The organism is Plesiomonas sp., from assembly GCF_051652165.1.
GTDB lineage: Bacteria > Pseudomonadota > Gammaproteobacteria > Enterobacterales > CAMTGL01 > Plesiomonas.
In genome coordinates this window covers 38,460-57,655 of record NZ_JBOFTR010000003.1, presented here as the reverse complement: position 1 = coordinate 57,655, position 19,196 = coordinate 38,460, and the positions used below count along the sequence as shown (strand labels likewise).

The window sequence follows — 19,196 nt, the reverse complement described above, 5'->3', positions numbered from 1 at the left end:
GGGATAGGGTGGCACAGTTACCGCCTCTTTCCCTGCAATATGCTATTCTTGCGCCCTGCAACAACCGCCATTAAGACAGGGGAATTCGAGTGATACTGAGTAACGCACTGTTGGATGATATTTTAACGCAGGTACGCCCGCTGATCGGGCAAGGAAAGGTGGCCGACTACATTCCGGCTTTGGCCAGCGTTCCGGCAGAGAGACTGGGTATTGCGGTGTGCCTGTCTGATGGCACAGTGTATCAAGCCGGTGACGCACAAGAGCGATTCTCTATTCAATCCATCTCAAAAGTGCTGGCGTTAACACTGGCGCTGACCCGTTATTCTGAAGCTGAAATCTGGTCACGCGTAGGCAAAGAGCCCTCCGGTCAGCCATTTAACTCGCTGGTACAAATTGAGTTAGAAAAGGGCAAACCGCGTAACCCATTTATCAATGCCGGCGCGCTGATTGTTTGTGATCTGCTGCAAAGCCGTTTGAGTGCCCCAAAACAGCGCATGCTAGATCTGGTGCGCCAACTGGCCTGCCAGCCCGATATTGGTTACGACAGTGTCGTGGCCAAATCAGAGTTTGAGCACTCAGCTCGCAACGCAGCCATTGCCTACCTGATGAAATCTTTCGACAACTTTAATAATGATGTCATCGAAGTGCTGCAAACCTATTTTCATTATTGTGCGCTACAGATGAGCTGTGTTGAGCTGGCAAAAACCTTCTCCTATCTTGCCAATCAGGGGCAATCACTGTGTACGCTGGAGCCTGTTATCTCAGGAAAACAGACCCGCCAGATTAATGCACTGCTGGCAACCTGTGGTCTGTATGATGGCGCGGGAGAGTTTGCTTACCGTGTCGGAATGCCTGGGAAATCGGGTGTTGGCGGGGGCATTGTTGCCATTATTCCGGGCGAAATGAGCATCACCGTTTGGTCACCTGAGCTTGACCCTAGTGGTAACTCTCTGGCCGGTATTGCAGCACTTGAACTGCTATCTCAACGCTTGGGGCGTTCGATCTTTTAACACATTTTGTTTTTTGATACTTCTTCAGAAAAGTAACAGGCAAAAAAAGGGCAGACAAAAAAATTGTCTGCCACGATAAAAGCAATTTTTATTCAGCTGCCAATTACAGATCAGCAGAGTTCTCAGACAGGAAGCGTGCTACGCCGTCCGGAGAAGCTTGCATTGCTTTTTTGCCTTTTTCCCACTGTGCAGGGCACACATCGCCGTGCTCTTCGTGGAATTGCAGCGCATCAACCATACGCAACATTTCATCAATGTTACGGCCCAGTGGCAGATCGTTCACCACTTGGTGACGAACAACACCGTGGGTATCGATCAGGAAAGAACCGCGCAGCGCAACGCCAGCAGCTTCCAGCTCAACACCGTATGCGCGGCAGATTTCGTGCTTAACATCAGCAACCAGAGGATAACGAACTTCGCCGATACCGCCCTTGTCTACAGGTGTCTTACGCCATGCGTTGTGGGTAAACTCAGAGTCGATAGAAATACCGATCACCTCAGTACCACGCTTCTTAAACTCTTCGATACGGTGATCAAAAGCAATCAGTTCAGAAGGACAAACGAAAGTAAAATCGAGTGGGTAAAAGAAGATCACTGCAGTTTTACCGGCAATGTACTGCTTTAGATTGAAATTATTAACGATTTCACCGTTACCCAGTACTGCTGAAGCAGTAAAGTCAGGGGCTTGATGTGCTACCAGAACCATTAGCAACTCCCGTGTATTTGATTTAAGAGGTGATGAGAATATTCTCAGACAACGCGATTTAGTTTATGGAAGGTGTTACATTGAGGAAAGCGAAAAAAAACGATTGTTGTAATCGATTTTTTCGATTATCTAAATAAATCGATTAATCCCGCACCTCTCATAAGAGATAATCATAGACAATGATGACAAATAACTGGCCCTCATTAAAACAACTGCACTATTTAGTGACTTTACATGATGTTCGGAACTTTAACCGTGCAGCCCGTGCCTGTTATGTCAGCCAGTCTACGTTAAGCAGTGGGATTCAAAACCTTGAAGAGCGTCTGGGTTGTACACTAATCGAGCGTGATCACAAAGCCTTTATTTTTACTCCCAGTGGTGAAGAGGTGGTAATTCGTGCACGTGAACTGCTGGCTCGCAGTCTTGATTTAACCGATTTTGCTGCCAGCCAAACTGCTGAAATGGAAGGTCAATTGCGGGTAGGCTGTATTCCGACTATTGCCCCTTTTTTATTGTGTGATCTGGTCAAGCAAGTACAAGCGCAGTACCCGCGCCTTGAGTTAGTTTTACGTGAAGACACTACCCGTATGCTCATTGATGCATTAAAAAGTGGGCAGCTTGATGTACTGCTGCTGGCATTGCCGGTAGATATTCATGGGTTGCACAGTAAAATTATTGGGCGTGATCACTTTAAAATGGTCTTGCCTGCTACACTGGCTAAGAAACTGGTCATGCCACTTGATTTTAATCAACTGCCAGATAACTCAGTATATCTGTTAGAGCGGGAGCACTGTCTCACAGAACATGCTCTGAGTGCTTGCCATTTGGCCTATAGCAGTAAAATAAATCCTTTTACTGCTACAAGTTTACATACATTAGTACAAATGGTGGCTAATGGGTTGGGTACAACATTTGTACCACATATGGCATTAAAGCAGGGGCTGATACAGGGGTTAGATTTAGTGGTTATTGACCCACCGCAAAGCCCTGCTTATCGTGATATAGGTTTAGTTTGGCGGCCAAGTTCTAGCCGAATTAAAACATTCACTAAATTAGGTGAAGTGGTGTCAAATCTGATAACCGAATGAATATATGGGAAATTTCGCTATTAACCTTTTTATTATGCTGCATTGATAGGTCCAGATTATGCTGCCCTTGATATAGAAATAATTCAATGATGTGAGATATTTTTTATATCCTGAACCTATTACTGCTTATCGTTTTGCTATTATTTTTTTATAACTCCTCGTTTTATTGGATCTTTTTTCTCTGATCGCTAACCCTTTCTATTACCATGTTTGATACGATGTAGTGATAATTACCGGACTTAAACGGGATATGTCATTAAATTACTACGCAGCTTTCATTGTTTAGCAACAAAATATGAAAAACGTATGTGATAGAGTGATTTTTAGCTGATATTTTAATTCTTAGTCTGTATTTTTTATTATTTTAACGGCTAATACTGAAACCTTTTTTCACTCTTTTTGCACTGTATCTTGCCGTGGAATGTTTATTTTTTGTTGTCAATTGTTCATATCAACGGTAGATAATGGCATGTTGATTGGCAGAGTATAACGATAAAATCACGATACACCGCAGTATAAACAAGAGAAAAAACCATTGCATAGGTAAGTTATAAAATTACAACGTTAAAAACAGAGGCAAAATACCGATAGACAGTAAAAAAGTATCAAAATAGCTAATACTCTCTGCGGTATATTTTGATATACACCAGCAAATCGTGAAATAGTGAAATGTACTGATAACAATTCACGTAAATAAAGGTTCACCTTGATAGGCAGTATGTGATTAGCCATTTTCATATCGCAGTGTTAATCCCATGCGTGGCTATTAATGAGCCGTATTAACATTATATTCATTACATTTAAAAAGCATCGCGTTAATCGAATGAAAGGAGCAGGGCATGAACGGATATTCAGAGACCTTAACGCACCCAATACTGACATGTACTGAACCTCTTACCCGCGAATACGCGTCGATTTTAACCCCTGATGCCGTTGAATTTTTAGCGCAGTTAGTGGTTCAGTTTGCACCGCAAGTCTCCCCGTTGTTGGCTGAACGCGAAATTTGGCAGGCTGATATTGATGCAGGTGGTTTGCCTGATTTTTTGCCAAATACGCAAAACATCCGTGAAAGTGAATGGCAAATTCGCGGTGTACCGGCTGATCTGCAAGATAGGCGAGTTGAGATTACCGGCCCGGTAGAGCGCAAAATGATCATCAATGCGTTGAATGCCAACGTAAAGGTGTTCATGGCTGATTTTGAAGATTCGTTAGCCCCGTCATGGGAAAAGGTGATGCAGGGGCAACTTAACCTGCGCGATGCTGTTGTCGGTACAATCGAACACCGCGGCGAGAACGGTAAAAATTATCGTCTAAATGCCAAACATGCGGTGCTGATTTGCCGTGTGCGCGGTTTTCACCTGCAAGAGAAACACATTCAGTATCAGCATGCACCTATCCCCGGTAACTTGTTTGATTTTGCTCTGTATTTTCATCACAACTATCAGCGTTTGCTGGCCAAAGGCAGTGGCCCTTATTTCTATCTTCCTAAAATGCAGTCTTATAAAGAAGCGGCATGGTGGAGTGAGGTTTTTAGCTTTACTGAAACTCGTTACGGATTGCCGCTCGGTACGATTAAAGCCACGGTATTGATAGAAACACTGCCGGCGGTGTTTCAGATGGATGAGATTTTATATCACCTTAAAGATCATATTGTTGGGCTAAATTGTGGCCGTTGGGATTACATTTTCAGCTATATCAAAACACTGAAAAATCACCCAGAGAGAGTGCTGCCAGATCGTCAAGTTGTCACCATGAATCAGCCTTTTTTAAGTGCATATTCACGCCTGCTGGTGCGGACATGTCACCGCCGCGGTGCGTTTGCCATGGGGGGAATGGCGGCATTTATTCCCAGTAAAGATCCCGCGCGTAATGAGTGGGTACTTAATAAAGTGCGTGCGGATAAAGAGCTTGAGGCCAGTAATGGCCATGATGGTACATGGGTTGCCCACCCAGGGTTGGCTGATGTTGCAATGGCGGTATTTGATCGCGTACTCGATGGTAAACCCAATCAGCTTGATGTGCGCCGAGAGCATGATGAACCGATTACCGCCGAGACACTGCTGAGGCCGTGTGACGGTGAGCGTACCGAAGAGGGCATGCGTGCGAACATTCGTGTGGCCGTGCAATACATTGAAGCGTGGATATCAGGCAACGGTTGTGTACCGATTTATGGCCTGATGGAAGATGCCGCTACCGCTGAAATTTCTCGAACCTCTATCTGGCAGTGGATCCGCCACCAAAAGCGGTTGAATAATGGCAAGTTGGTGACCAATGCGCTGTTCAGTGACATGTTGCGTGAAGAGCTGGCCACACTGCGCGATGAGTTGGGCACTGAAACGTATGATGCCGGCCGTTTTAGTGAAGCGGCTGGATTAATGGAGCAGATTACAGTTTCTGATGATCTGGTTAATTTCCTGACCCTGTCGGGCTACCGTTATCTTGATTAAACACCGCAGTATTGCCCATACATCAATGAGGCAATAACCGTTCCGATAAAGGCGAAAGAAGAGGGAGTTTTACGATGGGCATGACACGTGAACAACAAATTGCTGCGTTAGAGAAAGAGTGGAAAGAGAATCCTCGTTGGCAGGGAGTGCGTCGTCCTTATACTGCGGCTGAAGTTGTGCGTCTGCGTGGCTCTTTTGTGCCTGAACACTCACTGGCACAGCGCGGTGCAGATAAACTGTGGCGTCTGATTAACGGTGAAGCCAAAAAAGGTTATGTAAACAGCCTTGGCGCACTGACTGGCGGACAAGCGGTGCAACAGGCAAAAGCGGGTATCGAAGCGGTCTATCTGTCGGGTTGGCAGGTGGCAGCCGACGCTAACTTGGCATCATCTATGTATCCTGATCAATCACTCTATCCAGCCAACTCAGTGCCGGCGGTGGTTGAGAAAATTAACAATGCTTTTTTACGTGCTGATCAAATTCAGTGGGCCAATGGTATCGGGCCACAAGATGAAGGTTTTATTGACTATTTTCTGCCAGTAGTTGCCGATGCTGAAGCCGGATTTGGCGGGGTACTCAATGCGTTTGAATTGATGAAATCAATGATTGAGGCGGGTGCGGGTGCGGTGCATTTTGAAGACCAGTTAGCGTCAGTCAAAAAATGCGGGCATATGGGCGGAAAAGTGCTAGTCCCAACGCAAGAAGCAATACAAAAGCTGGTGGCCGCGCGTTTAGCTGCAGATACATGCGGTGTGCCGACCGTGCTGGTTGCGCGTACTGATGCCGATGCTGCTGATTTGCTGACATCAGATTGTGATCCGTACGATGCTGATTTTGTGACCGGCGAGCGGACCAGTGAAGGTTTTTACCGCACACGTGCCGGTATTGATCAGGCTATTAGCCGTGCTCTGGCTTACTGTCCGTACGCTGATATGGTGTGGTGTGAAACCTCTAAACCCGATCTTGAGCAAGCTCGTCAATTTGCAGAGGCGGTTCATGCCAAATTCCCTGGTAAGTTACTTGCCTATAACTGTTCCCCTTCTTTTAATTGGAAGAAAAACCTTGATGACGCGACGATTGCTCGCTTCCAACAGGCATTGTCAGACATGGGCTATAAATACCAATTTATTACCTTAGCCGGTATTCATAGCATGTGGTTCAACATGTTTGAATTGGCTCACTCTTATGCACAGGGTGAGGGAATGAAACATTACGTTGAAAAAGTACAACAACCTGAATTTGCTGCCGCAGAGAAAGGTTATACCTTTGTCGCGCATCAGCAAGAAGTTGGTACCGGTTATTTTGATAAAGTCACGAATGTGATTCAGGGCGGTGCATCATCGGTAACAGCGTTAACAGGGTCAACAGAAGAAGATCAGTTTTAATGTGATTTCCGTTATCCTCGCTGTTAAATATTAAGTTGTAATTTTACTTAATACAGCATTAATACTTGCGAGTTAATAAAATAAAAGGCGGGCATCGGAAACGATGTCCGCCTTTTATTTTAAACGCTATATTCCGTGTTGAAATTAACGTGTTGATTATTATTGCTAATCCTTTTTTATTTCGTTTGAAATTGTGTTTTTCATTTTTTTTCATGGTTTGGATATATCTTTTCATTAGCTTTGTGTTTTTTTGCTTGGTATCTTTTTTTTCCGCAATCTCAGCAGTGCAAATACAATTTTAAAAATCACCTTTTAAAAGGTAAGGTACTAATATGCATAAGCTATCATTAGCTTCTTTGATCGTTACAACAACGCTATCTGTTTCTTCATTTACAACAATGGCTGCAGGTGGATTAGGCACAATTACGTTTACAGGAACCGTTGTTGCAGCGCCGTGCTCTGTTGATCCTGTCAGCCAAACACTGACTGTTCCAATGGGAACATATAATGCAGAGGATGTTAACGCGGGTGTCTCAAATGAAGTACCATTCTCTATTAAATTAACAGCCTGTGATGTTACTACATTAAAAAATGCAGCGGTTACATTTAATGGAACTGCAAGCACAACCCCAGCGTGGCTTGCAAATGGTGATACAGCCGGTGGTGCAATTAAAATTAGTGATAATGTGGGGAATCAAATTGATTTAGGCACATTATCGCAGAGTACAGCATTAGTCACGGGGAGTAATGAGCTTTTATTTAAAGCACAATACTTAAAAGATCAGGTTAATGTGACTCCCGGTTTAATTAGTGCTACTGCTACCTTTATTATTACTTATTCATGACAATTAGTGCAGAAGGTAAGCAGTAAGAGCTCGGTATCGTTCTTACTGCTTATAAGATGATCTATTTCTTTTGAATGTTCGCACAATTTATCGATTAATTTTACATCATTTATAGCAAGCTATTAACTGAAGTGTTAAAGGTTAATATGATTATTATAAAAAAAAGTCGCGCAATTATTTTACTTGTACCGATGGTTTTATTGAAGGTTGTGTGTGCAGAGGAAGTTGAATTTAATTCAAATGTTCTAAGTAAAGAAGAACAAAAAAATATTGACCTGAGTCGCTTTTCTCACTCTGGTGATATTGTTGCAGGGGATTATATTTTAACATTAAATGTGAATAAACAAGAAGTGGGTTATTTTAGTGTTAACTTTAAGCAAGATGAGAATACTAAGCATTCTGCGTTACCTTGTATTACATCTAATATGGTGAATAAATTTGGCTTAACACAAAAAGCGATGAGCGATATTCAATGGGATACTCATAGCCTTTGTTTAAATCTGGCAAGCCTACCAGGGTTAAATGTGAATGTTGATTTAGCCAGTGCAACATTGAATATCGCTATTCCCTATGGTGAGCTTGAGTATTCCTCTGCAGTATGGGAACCCACCGCACGTTGGGATGATGGTATACCCGGTATATTACTTGACTATAATATTACTGCACAAGCTCTTCACAAAAGAAGAGAAGATAACAGTGAAAGCGTTAATGGAAATGGAACTGCCGGTTTTAATTTAGGGCCTTGGCGGTTTAGAGCAGATTGGCAAGCATATTCACACGCGACTGATATTGATAATAGTATGAACTGGAGTCGCATTTATGCTTACCGTGCTCTTCGAGGCATAAAATCAAAACTTACTTTGGGTGAAAGTTATCTTAACTCGACCTTGTTTGATGCATTTCGTTTTATTGGCGCAAGTCTTGCGTCTGATGAAAGTATGGTCGCACCTCATTTACGTGGATATTCACCTGAAATTTCGGGGGTGGCAAAAACAAATGCGAGAGTCATTATTACACAACAAGGAAGAGTTATTTATGATACGCAAGTATCTCCTGGTGTATTTCGAATCCAAGATATAAATAGCGCAGTATCAGGTACACTTGATATTAGAGTCGAAGAGCAAGATGGCAGTATTCAACAATTCCAAGTAGATACAGCGAAAATCCCATATTTAACTCGGCCAGGACAAGTGAGGTATAAATTGGCAATGGGAAAAACATCTCAATGGGAAAATAACCAACAAGGTGAGCCCTTTGCAAACAGTGAATTTTCTTGGGGAGTCACGAATGGTTGGTCACTTTATGGTGGTATTATTGCCTCTGAACACTACCAAGCAACTTCATTAGGTCTTGGGCGTGATTTGTTGGCATTTGGTGCAATATCTGCAGATATGAGTGCTTCTTGGAGTCAGCCTGAGGAAAAGAAATTACACGGTTTATCTTATCGGCTGAGTTATGCTAAACGGTTTGATGAATATAATAGTCAAATATCATTTGCAGGCTATCGATTTTCTGACCAAGATTTTATGAGTATGTCTGACTATTTAGACGCTAAATATCGTGAGGATATACAACAAAAACAAAACAAAGAGATGTATAACCTCTCATTAAGTAAAACGTTTGAAGATATAGATTTGAGTACATACATTTCATATAGTCGCTCAACCTATTGGAATCAAAAAAGTGACAGCCGTTATAATATTACTGCGTCTAAAATGATGGAGTTAGGGAATTTTCGCCATGTAAGTGTAAATATCTCAGCCTTTACGACAGAGTATGAAGATAATATTGATGATAATGGTATGTACTTATCCTTGTCTATTCCGTTTAGAGATAATGGGTCGATCACACTATCGAGTGATATATCACAAGGTGGGATACAGAGCATAGGTTATTACGATAAGATAAATGATCGCAGTAGTTATCACTTGAGTACTGGTGTAAAAAGTCATGGAGGGGAAATTACATCATCAGGATCATTTATTTATCAAGGTAGTGTGTTTGATTTGAATATTAACGCAAGTCAAGCTGCAGGTGACTATAATGCAGTGAGTATGAATTTACGTGGAGGAGTGACATTAACAACAGAGGGAGGTGCTCTGCATCGAATGAACCAAATAGGAAGCACTCGACTTTTAATTGATACAAACCGCATTTCTAATATACCCATTAATACGTTAGGGGCTGATACTCATACAAATCTATTTGGTAAAGCTGTAGTCAATGATATTAACAGTTTTAATCGAAACAGTTATACGGTGAATATCAATAAATTAGCAGATGATGTTGAAGTTATACAGTCTGTTGTGCACGCTTCCTTAACTGAAGGGGCAATAGGTTATCGTACTTTCCCAGTTGTATCCGGTGAAAAAATAATGGCAACCATTAAAAAAAGAGATCACAGTACACCGCCACTTGGTGCAGAGGTGACTAACAGCGAATTACACCAAGTTGGTATTGTTGGTGATGATGGTATGACTTACTTGAGTGGATTAAAACCAGCACAAATCCTTTCGGTTTCATGGAATGGAAAACCACAGTGCCAAATAAAATTACCTGATACTTTTAAAAAGGATAATCAGCAAGTTTTGTTGTTACTTTGTAAATAACTCATATTTTATAAAATATCGATGATGTCAAGCCTATTATTAATAATGAGATGATAACAATGACTCCACGTGGTGTAGATTACCTTTATATGGGTGTGGCTTTAATTATTATTTTAACTGCACCTACCACCAATGCAACAATATCCGTTGACCGCACAAGAGTTATTTTTAACGGGAAAGATTCAACAATGGGGATGACACTTCAAAACAATAATGAGAAACAGCCTTACTTAGCTCAAAGTTGGATCGAAGATGAGAAAGGGAATAAATCGACAGATCGTATCATTGTGCTTCCCCCACTGCAAAGGATTGAAGCAAAGAGCAAAAGCCAAATAAAGTTTCAAGCACTACCAGGTTTATCGTTATTACCTCAAGATAGAGAGAGCGTTTTTTATCTTAATGTCAGAGAGATCCCACCTAAAACAAAAAAAGAGAATGTTTTACAAATAGCATTGCAAACAAAAATAAAACTTTTTTATCGTCCTGCTTCTCTTGTTGTATCGCGAAATGATAAACCGTGGCAACATGAAATAGTATTAAAACAAGAAGAGGTCGGCGCAAAAGTCATTAATCCAACACCTTATTATATTACCCTTACTGATGCCCGTTCAGATAAGCGATTAGCAGTTAATAATGTATTTAAAACAGTGATGATCTCACCATTTAGTGAGCACCCAATTGGCCATCTATTACTGAATGGAACACCGACGCTATCATACATTAATGATCATGGTGGTGAGGTTGAATTGACTTTTTCATGTGAAAAACAAACGTGCCAAGTGCAAGATAAAAAGTAAAACTCCATTGCTATAAATAAAAAACTCAACAGAAGATACGTATTGATTGGGTCGAGGGGTGATAAGTGAAATGTAGAATAGTTATCACATTTATATTTATTAACGCGCTATTGTATCACCCACTAACTTTGGCTGTAAATAGCATGATGACGTATACTATTACCGGGGTGGCATTTGCTCCAGCTTGTATTATTAATAACAATAGTGATATTAATGTAGAGTTTGGTAACGTTAATACTGAAAGTATTCGTGATGGTCTGTATAAAGTAATCACCGTGGTTCCAGTTGAGTGTGCTTATCATACCGGTACACCAAAGGTTACTTTTTCTGGTGTTATTAGCCCTGAGTTTGGTAACGCAAATATACTCAGCACTACAAAAGAGAGTGAGGGGCTCGGTATTGCTTTATATAAAGGTCACTATGTTGATGCAAGTCATGCATTACCATTAAATATCGCGGTTGATTTAAATAGTGATGAGTTTACTGGCACACAATTTTCATTCACCTCTTTATTAATAGAGAGTGGGCGTATAGCCGTGACGCCTGGAATATTTACTGCAGTAGCAACAATTAAAATAGCCTATGAGTAAAGCAAATACCTCTTTCATAGCTTGAATATTCACTTTAGATATCAATAAAATAACCCAGCGGTGATATTAATGTACGGTATTAAATGCACGTTTTTTTTGTGTTTGTTTATTATCTATACTACGCCAACATATGCAGTCACAAAAACAGCCTCACAAAATGGTATTCACGCTATATATGAATACGATGATCCTGAGCAAATGTATGCAATAAATACCATTACCTTAGATACCAGCTCTTATAATCCAATGGATACCAATTCAAATGTGACTATTTCATTGGCCATTATGCCAAATCCAAGTACACACCATTGGAGTGGAACATCAAATCAAAGCTCACCTAGATCAATATATACTGTTTATTCAGGATGTAAGGCATTAACCGGAGTAAGTACAACAGTTTTACATGAGCACTGTTCATCACGCAGTGGTACAGTAGATGTTCCCGATCAAAGTACACAAACAGTCAATATTGCCTATACCTATAGAGGGCAAGATATTACGGTAAGCCCTTCTGTATTTACACGTAACGTTATTGGTGCAGGGCAAGCAGCGTATGATGGTCAGTTTTCATACCGAATAGATAATAATATTACCGGTACTCGAATACCTGTAGAAGCAAGGCTGTCGTTAAAGCGTGATAACGCTTGTTGGTACAGTAATCTCTCAAGCCTGATTGAGTTAGGTAGCTTAACAGTCGGAGAGCTAACTGATGCTACACTAACGCAAAAAAGTGAGTGTCTTACAGATATTGCACGAGAAATATCGTATACCCTTATCAGCGCAAACAATGCAGCAAATTTAACATTGCACAAAAATGGCGCAAGCTCAGGAGTACCGTTACCAACAACTGTCACAGAAACAAACACCAGCACAGCTGATAAATTACGTTTTACAGCGATAAACCCAGGGCCTGTTGAGATTATACTGCAAGCCACAGTTCGTATTCCGTAGCATCAACATGCGCATATTTTGCGGAAATGTCGCCATGTTACCGTATCACATAGCCATTAAAAGTGTGGCAATTTCAGAAGAAACCCCAGATAACAACTTGAAGACACGGGCAGGCAGCTCTAGACTACTTACCTATTTATTTATCGGTATTGGTCATGCGTGTAGCTGATTTTTCATTTTCTCTGCCTGAAGAGCTGATTGCGCGGTATCCGCAACCTGAGCGTACAGCAAGCCGTTTGTTGTCACTTAATGGTACAACAGGCGCATTAACACACGGTATGTTCTCTGACGTACTGAATCATATTCAAGCCGGTGATCTGGTCGTATTTAATAATACACGCGTGATCCCTGCCCGTATGTTTGGTCGCAAAGCCTCAGGTGGCAAAATTGAAGTATTAGTTGAACGTGTGCTCGATAACCAACGTATTTTGGCACATGTGCGCTCATCTAAATCCCCAAAACCTAACACAGAGTTGCTGTTAGGGGATGATGAAAGTGTACATGCAACAATGCTGGCACGGCACGATGCACTATTTGAGATCCGTTTTGATGATCCGCGCAGCGTATTTAGCATACTCGATGCAATCGGCCATATGCCACTGCCGCCTTACATAGATCGCCCCGATGAAGAGAGCGATAAAGAGCGTTATCAAACAGTGTATAACACCACCCCAGGTGCTGTGGCTGCGCCCACTGCGGGGCTGCATTTTGATGATGCCATGCTTGAAAAACTGAAAGCCAAAGATGTTGAACTGGCATTTGTTACCCTGCATGTAGGCGCAGGCACTTTTCAGCCGGTGCGGGTAGATACGCTTGAAGAACATCACATGCACTCAGAGTATGCCGATGTCTCACAAGATGTTGTTGATGCGGTTTTAGCCTGTAAAGCCCGTGGTAATCGGGTTATCGCCGTTGGGACAACATCTGTTCGATCACTTGAAAGTGCAGCAAAAGCTGCTGGAGATGATCGACTCATTGCACCATTCCAGCAAGATACCGATATTTTTATCTATCCAGGTATCAAATTTAAAGTCGTTGATGCGTTGATTACCAATTTTCATCTGCCAGAATCAACCTTAATCATGCTGGTTTCTGCCTTTGCCGGATATGAACATACGATGTATGCCTATCAGCAGGCTGTTGAGCATAAATATCGCTTTTTCAGCTACGGTGATGCGATGTTTATCACGCGTCAAGCATAAAAAAGTCATTCAATTCTCAACGAATCGTCAGTTAGCATAATAACTGACGTGTTAAATGCAGATTATCGGTATAATTACGACACCACACTGTCGTGTCGCAATAATAGCAAGACAACATCAGACTGTTTCTCTGATGTCAGGAGGATAAGTGAAGTACGAACTGATTAGCACTGAAGGCAATGCTCGCCGTGGACGACTGGTTTTTGAGCGTGGCGTTGTTGAAACCCCGGCATTTATGCCCGTGGGGACCTATGGCACAGTCAAAGGGATGACTCCGGAAGAGGTAGAACAAACAGGTGCTCAAATCCTGCTTGGTAATACCTTTCACCTTTGGTTGCGTCCTGGGCAAGATATTATGCGTAAGCATGGTGATCTGCACGACTTTATGAAATGGCCTGGCCCAATTCTGACTGACTCAGGGGGGTTTCAAGTTTTCAGTTTAGGCGATATACGTAAGATCACCGAAGAGGGCGTACACTTTCGTAGCCCTGTGAATGGTGACAAAATCTTTCTAAGCCCTGAAAAATCAATGGAAATTCAGTATGATTTAGGCTCTGACATTGTCATGATTTTTGACGAATGCACGCCTTATCCAGCAGATTGGGACTATGCAAAACGCTCAATGGAGATGTCATTGCGTTGGGCTGATCGTTGCCGTATACACTTTGATCAATTAGGGAATAAAAATGCCCTATTTGGTATTGTACAAGGTAGCGTATATGAAGATCTGCGTGATATTTCAGTGAAAGGGCTCACCGAAATTGGTTTTGACGGCTATGCTGTCGGTGGATTAGCTGTCGGTGAACCTAAAGAGGATATGCACCGCATTTTGGAGCATACCTGCCCACAATTACCGCAAGATAAACCCCGCTATCTAATGGGTGTAGGTAAGCCTGAAGACTTGGTCGAAGGCGTACGTCGTGGTATCGATATGTTTGACTGTGTGATGCCGACACGAAATGCGCGAAATGGCCATTTATTTGTTACTGATGGCGTAGTAAAAATTCGTAATGCCAAGTATCGTGACGACTTAGCGCCCTTAGATGCTGAGTGTGATTGCTACACATGTCGCAATTATACGCGTGCTTACTTGTACCATTTAGATCGTTGTAACGAAATTCTGGGTGCTCGCTTAAACACCATCCATAACCTGCGTTATTACCAGCGTTTGATGGCTGGCATTCGCCAATCGATTGAAGAAGGGGCGTTTGCTGAGTTTGTAACAGCATTCTATACCCGAATTGGAAAACCTGTTCCACCACTGAATCAGCAATAACGTTGAGACACGTGTAATTTAAATCACCAATAATATAGATGAGGAAGATTCACCGATGAGTTTGTTCATTTCTGACGCTTATGCGGCCGCCGGAGCGCCGGCACAGGGAAGCAGCCTACAATTGATTTTCATGCTGGTTATTTTTGGTCTGATTTTCTATTTCATGATTTACCGTCCGCAAGCCAAGCGTACTAAAGAGCACAAAAACCTGATGGACTCTATCAGCAAAGGTGACGAAGTGCTGACCAACGGTGGTCTAATTGGTCGTGTTGCTAAGGTGAATGCTGAAACGGGTTATTTAGCCATTGCGTTAAATGACACGACAGAAGTCACCATCAAGAAAGACTTTGTGACTGCCGTTCTGCCAAAAGGCACGATGAAGTCTCTGTAATTTTAATACTTCCCTAAGGGGATCGTCGTGTTAAACCGTTATCCTTTATGGAAGTATCTGATGGTGGCCTTCGTGGTCACCATTGGCGCTTTATATGCACTTCCAAACATCTATGGCGAAGACCCGGCAATTCAAATTTCGGGTGTTCGTGGTGCATCTGCAGATGTACAAACGCTAGATACAGTAAAAGAACTTCTCACAAGCAAAAAGCTTCCAATCAAAGCTATTGCATTAGAAGATGGCACTGTTTTAGTCCGCTTTAAAGACACTGATGAGCAGTTGACTGCGCGTGATATTGTTGCCGATGCTTTAGGCGATAAATATACTGTCGCACTCAATCTGGCTGCAGCAACGCCACGTTGGTTAGAAGACATTGGTGCTAACCCAATGAAACTCGGTCTTGATCTGCGTGGTGGCGTACACTTCCTAATGGAAGTGGATATGGATGCAGCATTGGATAAACTGCAAGAGCAAACCGCAGATAGCTTCCGTTCAGAACTGCGTGAACAGCGTATTCGTTACAGTGCTGTCCGTAAAGTTGACTCTGGTGCGGTTGAAGTGCGTTTTCGTGATGCCGCAGATTTAAAAGCCGCTTTAGCCTATCTTGAGCCTTTACATCGTGACCTGGTTTTTAACAGCCTAGATGATCAAAATGCCTTTACTGCAAAACTCAGTGAGGCAAAGCTTAAAGAAGCACGTGAATATGCGGTACAGCAAAATATCACTATTTTGCGAAACCGTGTTAATGAGCTAGGTGTTGCTGAACCGATTGTACAGCGTCAAGGTGCAAGCCGCATTGTTGTTGAACTGCCGGGCATTCAAGATACTGCACGTGCAAAAGAGATTTTAGGTGCAACAGCTACACTTGAGTTCCGGTTAGTAAATAACCAAGCTGATCTGCAAGCCGCACTTAATGGCCGTGTTCCTGGCGACTCTGAAATTCAGCGTATGCGTGATGGCAGCCCTGTACTTTTATATAAAAAAGTCGTACTGACCGGTGATCATATTACTGACTCTAGTGCCAGCGTTGATGAGTACAACCGTGCACAAGTGAACATCTCCCTTGATGGGGAAGGTGGCACTAAGATGGCTAACTTTACCAAAGATAACATCGGTAAACCGATGGCTACTCTGTTTAGTGAATACAAAGACAGTGGTAAGCGCGATGCCAGCGGTAAAGTCATTTTGCAAAAGCACGATGAGGTCATCAACGTTGCAACTATCCAATCACGTTTAGGCCGTAGTTTCCGAATTACCGGAATTGATAGCCAAGCTGAAGCTCACAACCTCTCTTTGCTGTTGCGTGCTGGTGCGCTGATAGCACCTATCCAAATAGTAGAAGAGCGGACCATTGGCCCATCACTGGGTGCACAAAACATCCAGCAAGGTCTTGATGCCTGTATGTGGGGTTTAGCTGCCGTTGTTATCTTCATGGCAATTTACTACCGTAAGTTTGGTCTCATTGCAATCAGTGCACTGTTAGCAAACCTTGTACTGATTATCGGGATTATGTCAATGTTGCCGGGTGCAACCCTGACAATGCCAGGTATTGCCGGTATTGTCTTAACAGTGGGGATGGCAGTCGATGCGAACGTACTGATCTTTGAGCGGATACGTGAAGAGATGCGTAATGGTCGTTCGATTCAACAAGCGATTCACGAAGGCTATAGCAATGCATTCTCCAGTATTGCCGATGCGAACGTGACGACATTGATCACCGCGTTGATCTTGTATGCCGTGGGTACGGGCCCTGTGAAAGGCTTTGCTATCACCCTCAGCATTGGTATTGCGACCTCAATGTTTACCGCCATTATCGGTACCCGCGCTATCGTAAACTTCCTTTACGGTGGCAAGCGCATTGATAAGCTATCAATCTAAGGAGTGCCGACGTGGTAGCTGAAAAAAGTAACATTCCCGACAATAAGCCAAAGATCATTGACTTTATGCGTCTTGGTCCGGCAGCGTTTGTATTTTCGCTGGTGTTAATGGTTGTTTCGCTTGGGATTATCTTCACCAAGGGCTTTAACTGGGGGCTTGATTTTACGGGTGGAACGCTCATTGAAGTCAACTTTTCACAACCTGCTGATCTCGGTCAAGTTCGTGATGAACTGCAAAAAGCAGGCTTTGAAAATGCCATCGTACAGAACTTTGGTACTTCGCGTGATGTCATGGTGCGTATGCCACCAAAAGATGATGTTAAAGGTGAAGAGCTAGGGCAGCGTGTACTGGCTGCGGTTCAGAGTGGCGTTGACACAAAAGCACAAGTTCATCGTATTGAATTTGTTGGCCCAAATGTCGGCAGTGAACTGGCAGAAGCGGGTGGCATGGCTATTTTAGTGTCACTATTAAGTATTTTGCTGTATGTCGGTGTGCGTTTTGAATGGCGTTTAGCCATGGGTGCAGTGCTCTCGTTAGCGCATGATATCATCATTACGCTAGGGGTATTGTCTCTGTTCCAGATAGAGCTGGATCTGACCATTGTCGCATCATTGCTATCAGTGGTTGGTTATTCACTGAACGATACCATCGTTGTATTTGACCGGATCCGTGAGAACTTCCGTAAAGTACGCCGTGGTACACCGGCAGAGATCCTAAACCTATCACTGACACAAACCCTGAGCCGTACACTGATGACCTCAGGCACAACACTGGTAGTTGTCTTGTCACTGTTTGTTTTTGGTGGTGCACTGATCCACGGTTTTGCGACCGTAATGCTCATTGGTGTGGGTATCGGTACTTACTCATCTATCTACGTAGCATCTGCTTTAGCACTGAAATTGGGTGTTAAACGTGAGCATATGTTGCCACCGGTAGTCGAGAAAGAGGGTGCTGATCTTGAGCGTCTACCCTAACCGCTGATCTGTACACTGTGATACCTGATATGTATTGTGAGTATCAGTAGTTTGATTGAGCCGTTGTAAGTGCAGCGGTTCAATCGGTAACAAGCAGCAGATAGATAGGTGATAATGATGCAATACTCATAATGACCTTATCGTATGCAACATAATAAAAAACCGCATCAGCCAAGGCTAATGCGGTTTTTTTTAATCAGTCTTCGCCGATAATTGCTTAACGCTTGAGAGCTTCACTCAAATCATCACGCATTGTTGCAAGCATGGCACGAACCACACGTGGATTACCGGCAACAGTATTGCCACTCAGCAGGTGATTATGCCCACCGATAAAATCACATACAATACCGCCGGCTTCACGCACAATCAGTTCACCCGCTGCAGTATCCCACGGCTTTAAACCTAACTCAAAGAAACCGTCTACACGACCCGCAGCAACATAAGCCAAATCCAGTGCAGCCGAACCCGTACGGCGGAAATCTGCACACTGTGTGAACATTGTCGATAAAATTGCCATATAAGCATTGGCGTGTTGCTTGGCTTTGAATGGGAAGCCTGTTGCCAGAATAGTACCGTTCAGGTCTTTTGCATCACCACAACGTAAACGATAGCCGTTCAGTTGTGCGCCGCTACCGCGTGTTGCGGTAAATAGCTCATTACGGATAGGATCGTATACCACAGCCACTTCGGTGCGGCCTTTAATGCGCACAGCGATAGAGACTGAGAAATGTGGAATACGTTTAATGAAATTAGTTGTACCATCCAGCGGATCGATAACCCATTGTACATCAGCATCTTCACCAATATGTTCACCACACTCTTCACTGATAATTGTGTGATTAGGGTATGATTTTTGAATGGTGTGGATAATTGATTTTTCAGCCGCTTTGTCAATATTGGTGACAAAGTCGTTTACACCCTTCTGGGTTGCCTCAACAGAGTCTGGTTGTTCGTAAGCTTTGGCAATAACGTTACCAGCCTTGCGCGCAGCACGCACGGCAATGTTCAGCATCGGATGCATAGGTCTCTTCCGGTGGATGTTGTTAA

16 protein-coding genes are annotated in these 19,196 nt (G+C 42.9%); 14 read left to right on the top strand and 2 right to left on the bottom strand.

All coding sequences use genetic code 11. From position 1 onward, the window contains the following. Positions 1-83: 83 nt before the first annotated feature. Positions 84-1,010 carry a glutaminase B gene (gene glsB / locus ACRC53_RS01560; protein WP_438642003.1) on the top strand — a complete coding sequence of 309 codons (927 nt, stop codon included), beginning with the start codon at positions 84-86 and terminating at the stop codon, positions 1,008-1,010. A gap of 103 nt (positions 1,011-1,113) precedes the next feature. Here the strand turns inward: glsB and ACRC53_RS01555 are convergent, their stop codons facing one another. Next, positions 1,114-1,716 carry a peroxiredoxin C gene (locus tag ACRC53_RS01555; protein ID WP_438641826.1) on the bottom strand — a complete coding sequence of 201 codons (603 nt, stop codon included), beginning with the start codon at positions 1,714-1,716 and terminating at the stop codon, positions 1,114-1,116. Positions 1,717-1,895: 179 nt separating this feature from the next. Between ACRC53_RS01555 and ACRC53_RS01550 the strand changes: the two genes are divergently transcribed. From ACRC53_RS01550 to secF, 13 genes are all read left to right on the top strand, one after another. Next, a complete protein-coding gene (locus ACRC53_RS01550; RefSeq protein WP_438641825.1) occupies positions 1,896-2,804 on the top strand; it encodes a LysR substrate-binding domain-containing protein in 909 nt (302 codons plus the stop codon). Between the two features lie 839 nt (positions 2,805-3,643). Then, entirely contained in the window at positions 3,644-5,251 is a 1,608-nt protein-coding gene (gene aceB, locus ACRC53_RS01545) for a malate synthase A (protein ID WP_438641824.1), read from the top strand. 74 nt (positions 5,252-5,325) lie between these two features. After that, positions 5,326-6,636 (top strand): isocitrate lyase, encoded by a 1,311-nt coding sequence (aceA, locus tag ACRC53_RS01540; RefSeq protein ID WP_438641823.1) that lies wholly within the window; start codon positions 5,326-5,328, stop codon positions 6,634-6,636. A 332-nt stretch (positions 6,637-6,968) separates the two neighbouring features. Continuing rightward, positions 6,969-7,481: a fimbrial protein gene (locus ACRC53_RS01535; RefSeq protein ID WP_438641822.1), complete on the top strand. Its 513-nt coding sequence runs from the start codon at positions 6,969-6,971 to the stop codon at positions 7,479-7,481. A gap of 146 nt (positions 7,482-7,627) precedes the next feature. Beyond that, positions 7,628-10,090: a fimbria/pilus outer membrane usher protein gene (locus ACRC53_RS01530; protein WP_438641821.1), complete on the top strand. Its 2,463-nt coding sequence runs from the start codon at positions 7,628-7,630 to the stop codon at positions 10,088-10,090. Between the two features lie 59 nt (positions 10,091-10,149). Further along, on the top strand, positions 10,150-10,887 hold the full coding sequence (locus tag ACRC53_RS01525; protein ID WP_438641820.1) for a fimbria/pilus periplasmic chaperone: 738 nt from the start codon (positions 10,150-10,152) through the stop codon (positions 10,885-10,887). A 143-nt stretch (positions 10,888-11,030) separates the two neighbouring features. After that, complete coding sequence (locus tag ACRC53_RS01520; protein ID WP_438641819.1) at positions 11,031-11,477, top strand: fimbrial protein; 447 nt, start codon at positions 11,031-11,033, stop codon at positions 11,475-11,477. 69 nt (positions 11,478-11,546) lie between these two features. After that, positions 11,547-12,428 carry a hypothetical protein gene (locus tag ACRC53_RS01515; protein ID WP_438641818.1) on the top strand — a complete coding sequence of 294 codons (882 nt, stop codon included), beginning with the start codon at positions 11,547-11,549 and terminating at the stop codon, positions 12,426-12,428. A 155-nt stretch (positions 12,429-12,583) separates the two neighbouring features. Then, positions 12,584-13,630: a tRNA preQ1(34) S-adenosylmethionine ribosyltransferase-isomerase QueA gene (gene queA / locus ACRC53_RS01510; RefSeq protein WP_438641817.1), complete on the top strand. Its 1,047-nt coding sequence runs from the start codon at positions 12,584-12,586 to the stop codon at positions 13,628-13,630. Positions 13,631-13,778: 148 nt separating this feature from the next. Next, a complete protein-coding gene (tgt, locus tag ACRC53_RS01505) occupies positions 13,779-14,906 on the top strand; it encodes a tRNA guanosine(34) transglycosylase Tgt (protein ID WP_438641816.1) in 1,128 nt (375 codons plus the stop codon). Between the two features lie 55 nt (positions 14,907-14,961). Next, positions 14,962-15,297: a preprotein translocase subunit YajC gene (gene yajC, locus ACRC53_RS01500; RefSeq protein WP_438623616.1), complete on the top strand. Its 336-nt coding sequence runs from the start codon at positions 14,962-14,964 to the stop codon at positions 15,295-15,297. Positions 15,298-15,324: 27 nt separating this feature from the next. Then, complete coding sequence (gene secD / locus ACRC53_RS01495) at positions 15,325-17,175, top strand: protein translocase subunit SecD (protein ID WP_438641815.1); 1,851 nt, start codon at positions 15,325-15,327, stop codon at positions 17,173-17,175. Between the two features lie 65 nt (positions 17,176-17,240). Next, entirely contained in the window at positions 17,241-18,149 is a 909-nt protein-coding gene (secF, locus tag ACRC53_RS01490; RefSeq protein WP_438642002.1) for a protein translocase subunit SecF, read from the top strand. Between the two features lie 217 nt (positions 18,150-18,366). Here the strand turns inward: secF and suhB are convergent, their stop codons facing one another. Then, positions 18,367-19,170, bottom strand: a complete 804-nt coding sequence (suhB, locus tag ACRC53_RS01485; protein WP_438641814.1) for an inositol-1-monophosphatase — start codon at positions 19,168-19,170, stop codon at positions 18,367-18,369. Positions 19,171-19,196 lie beyond the last annotated feature (26 nt).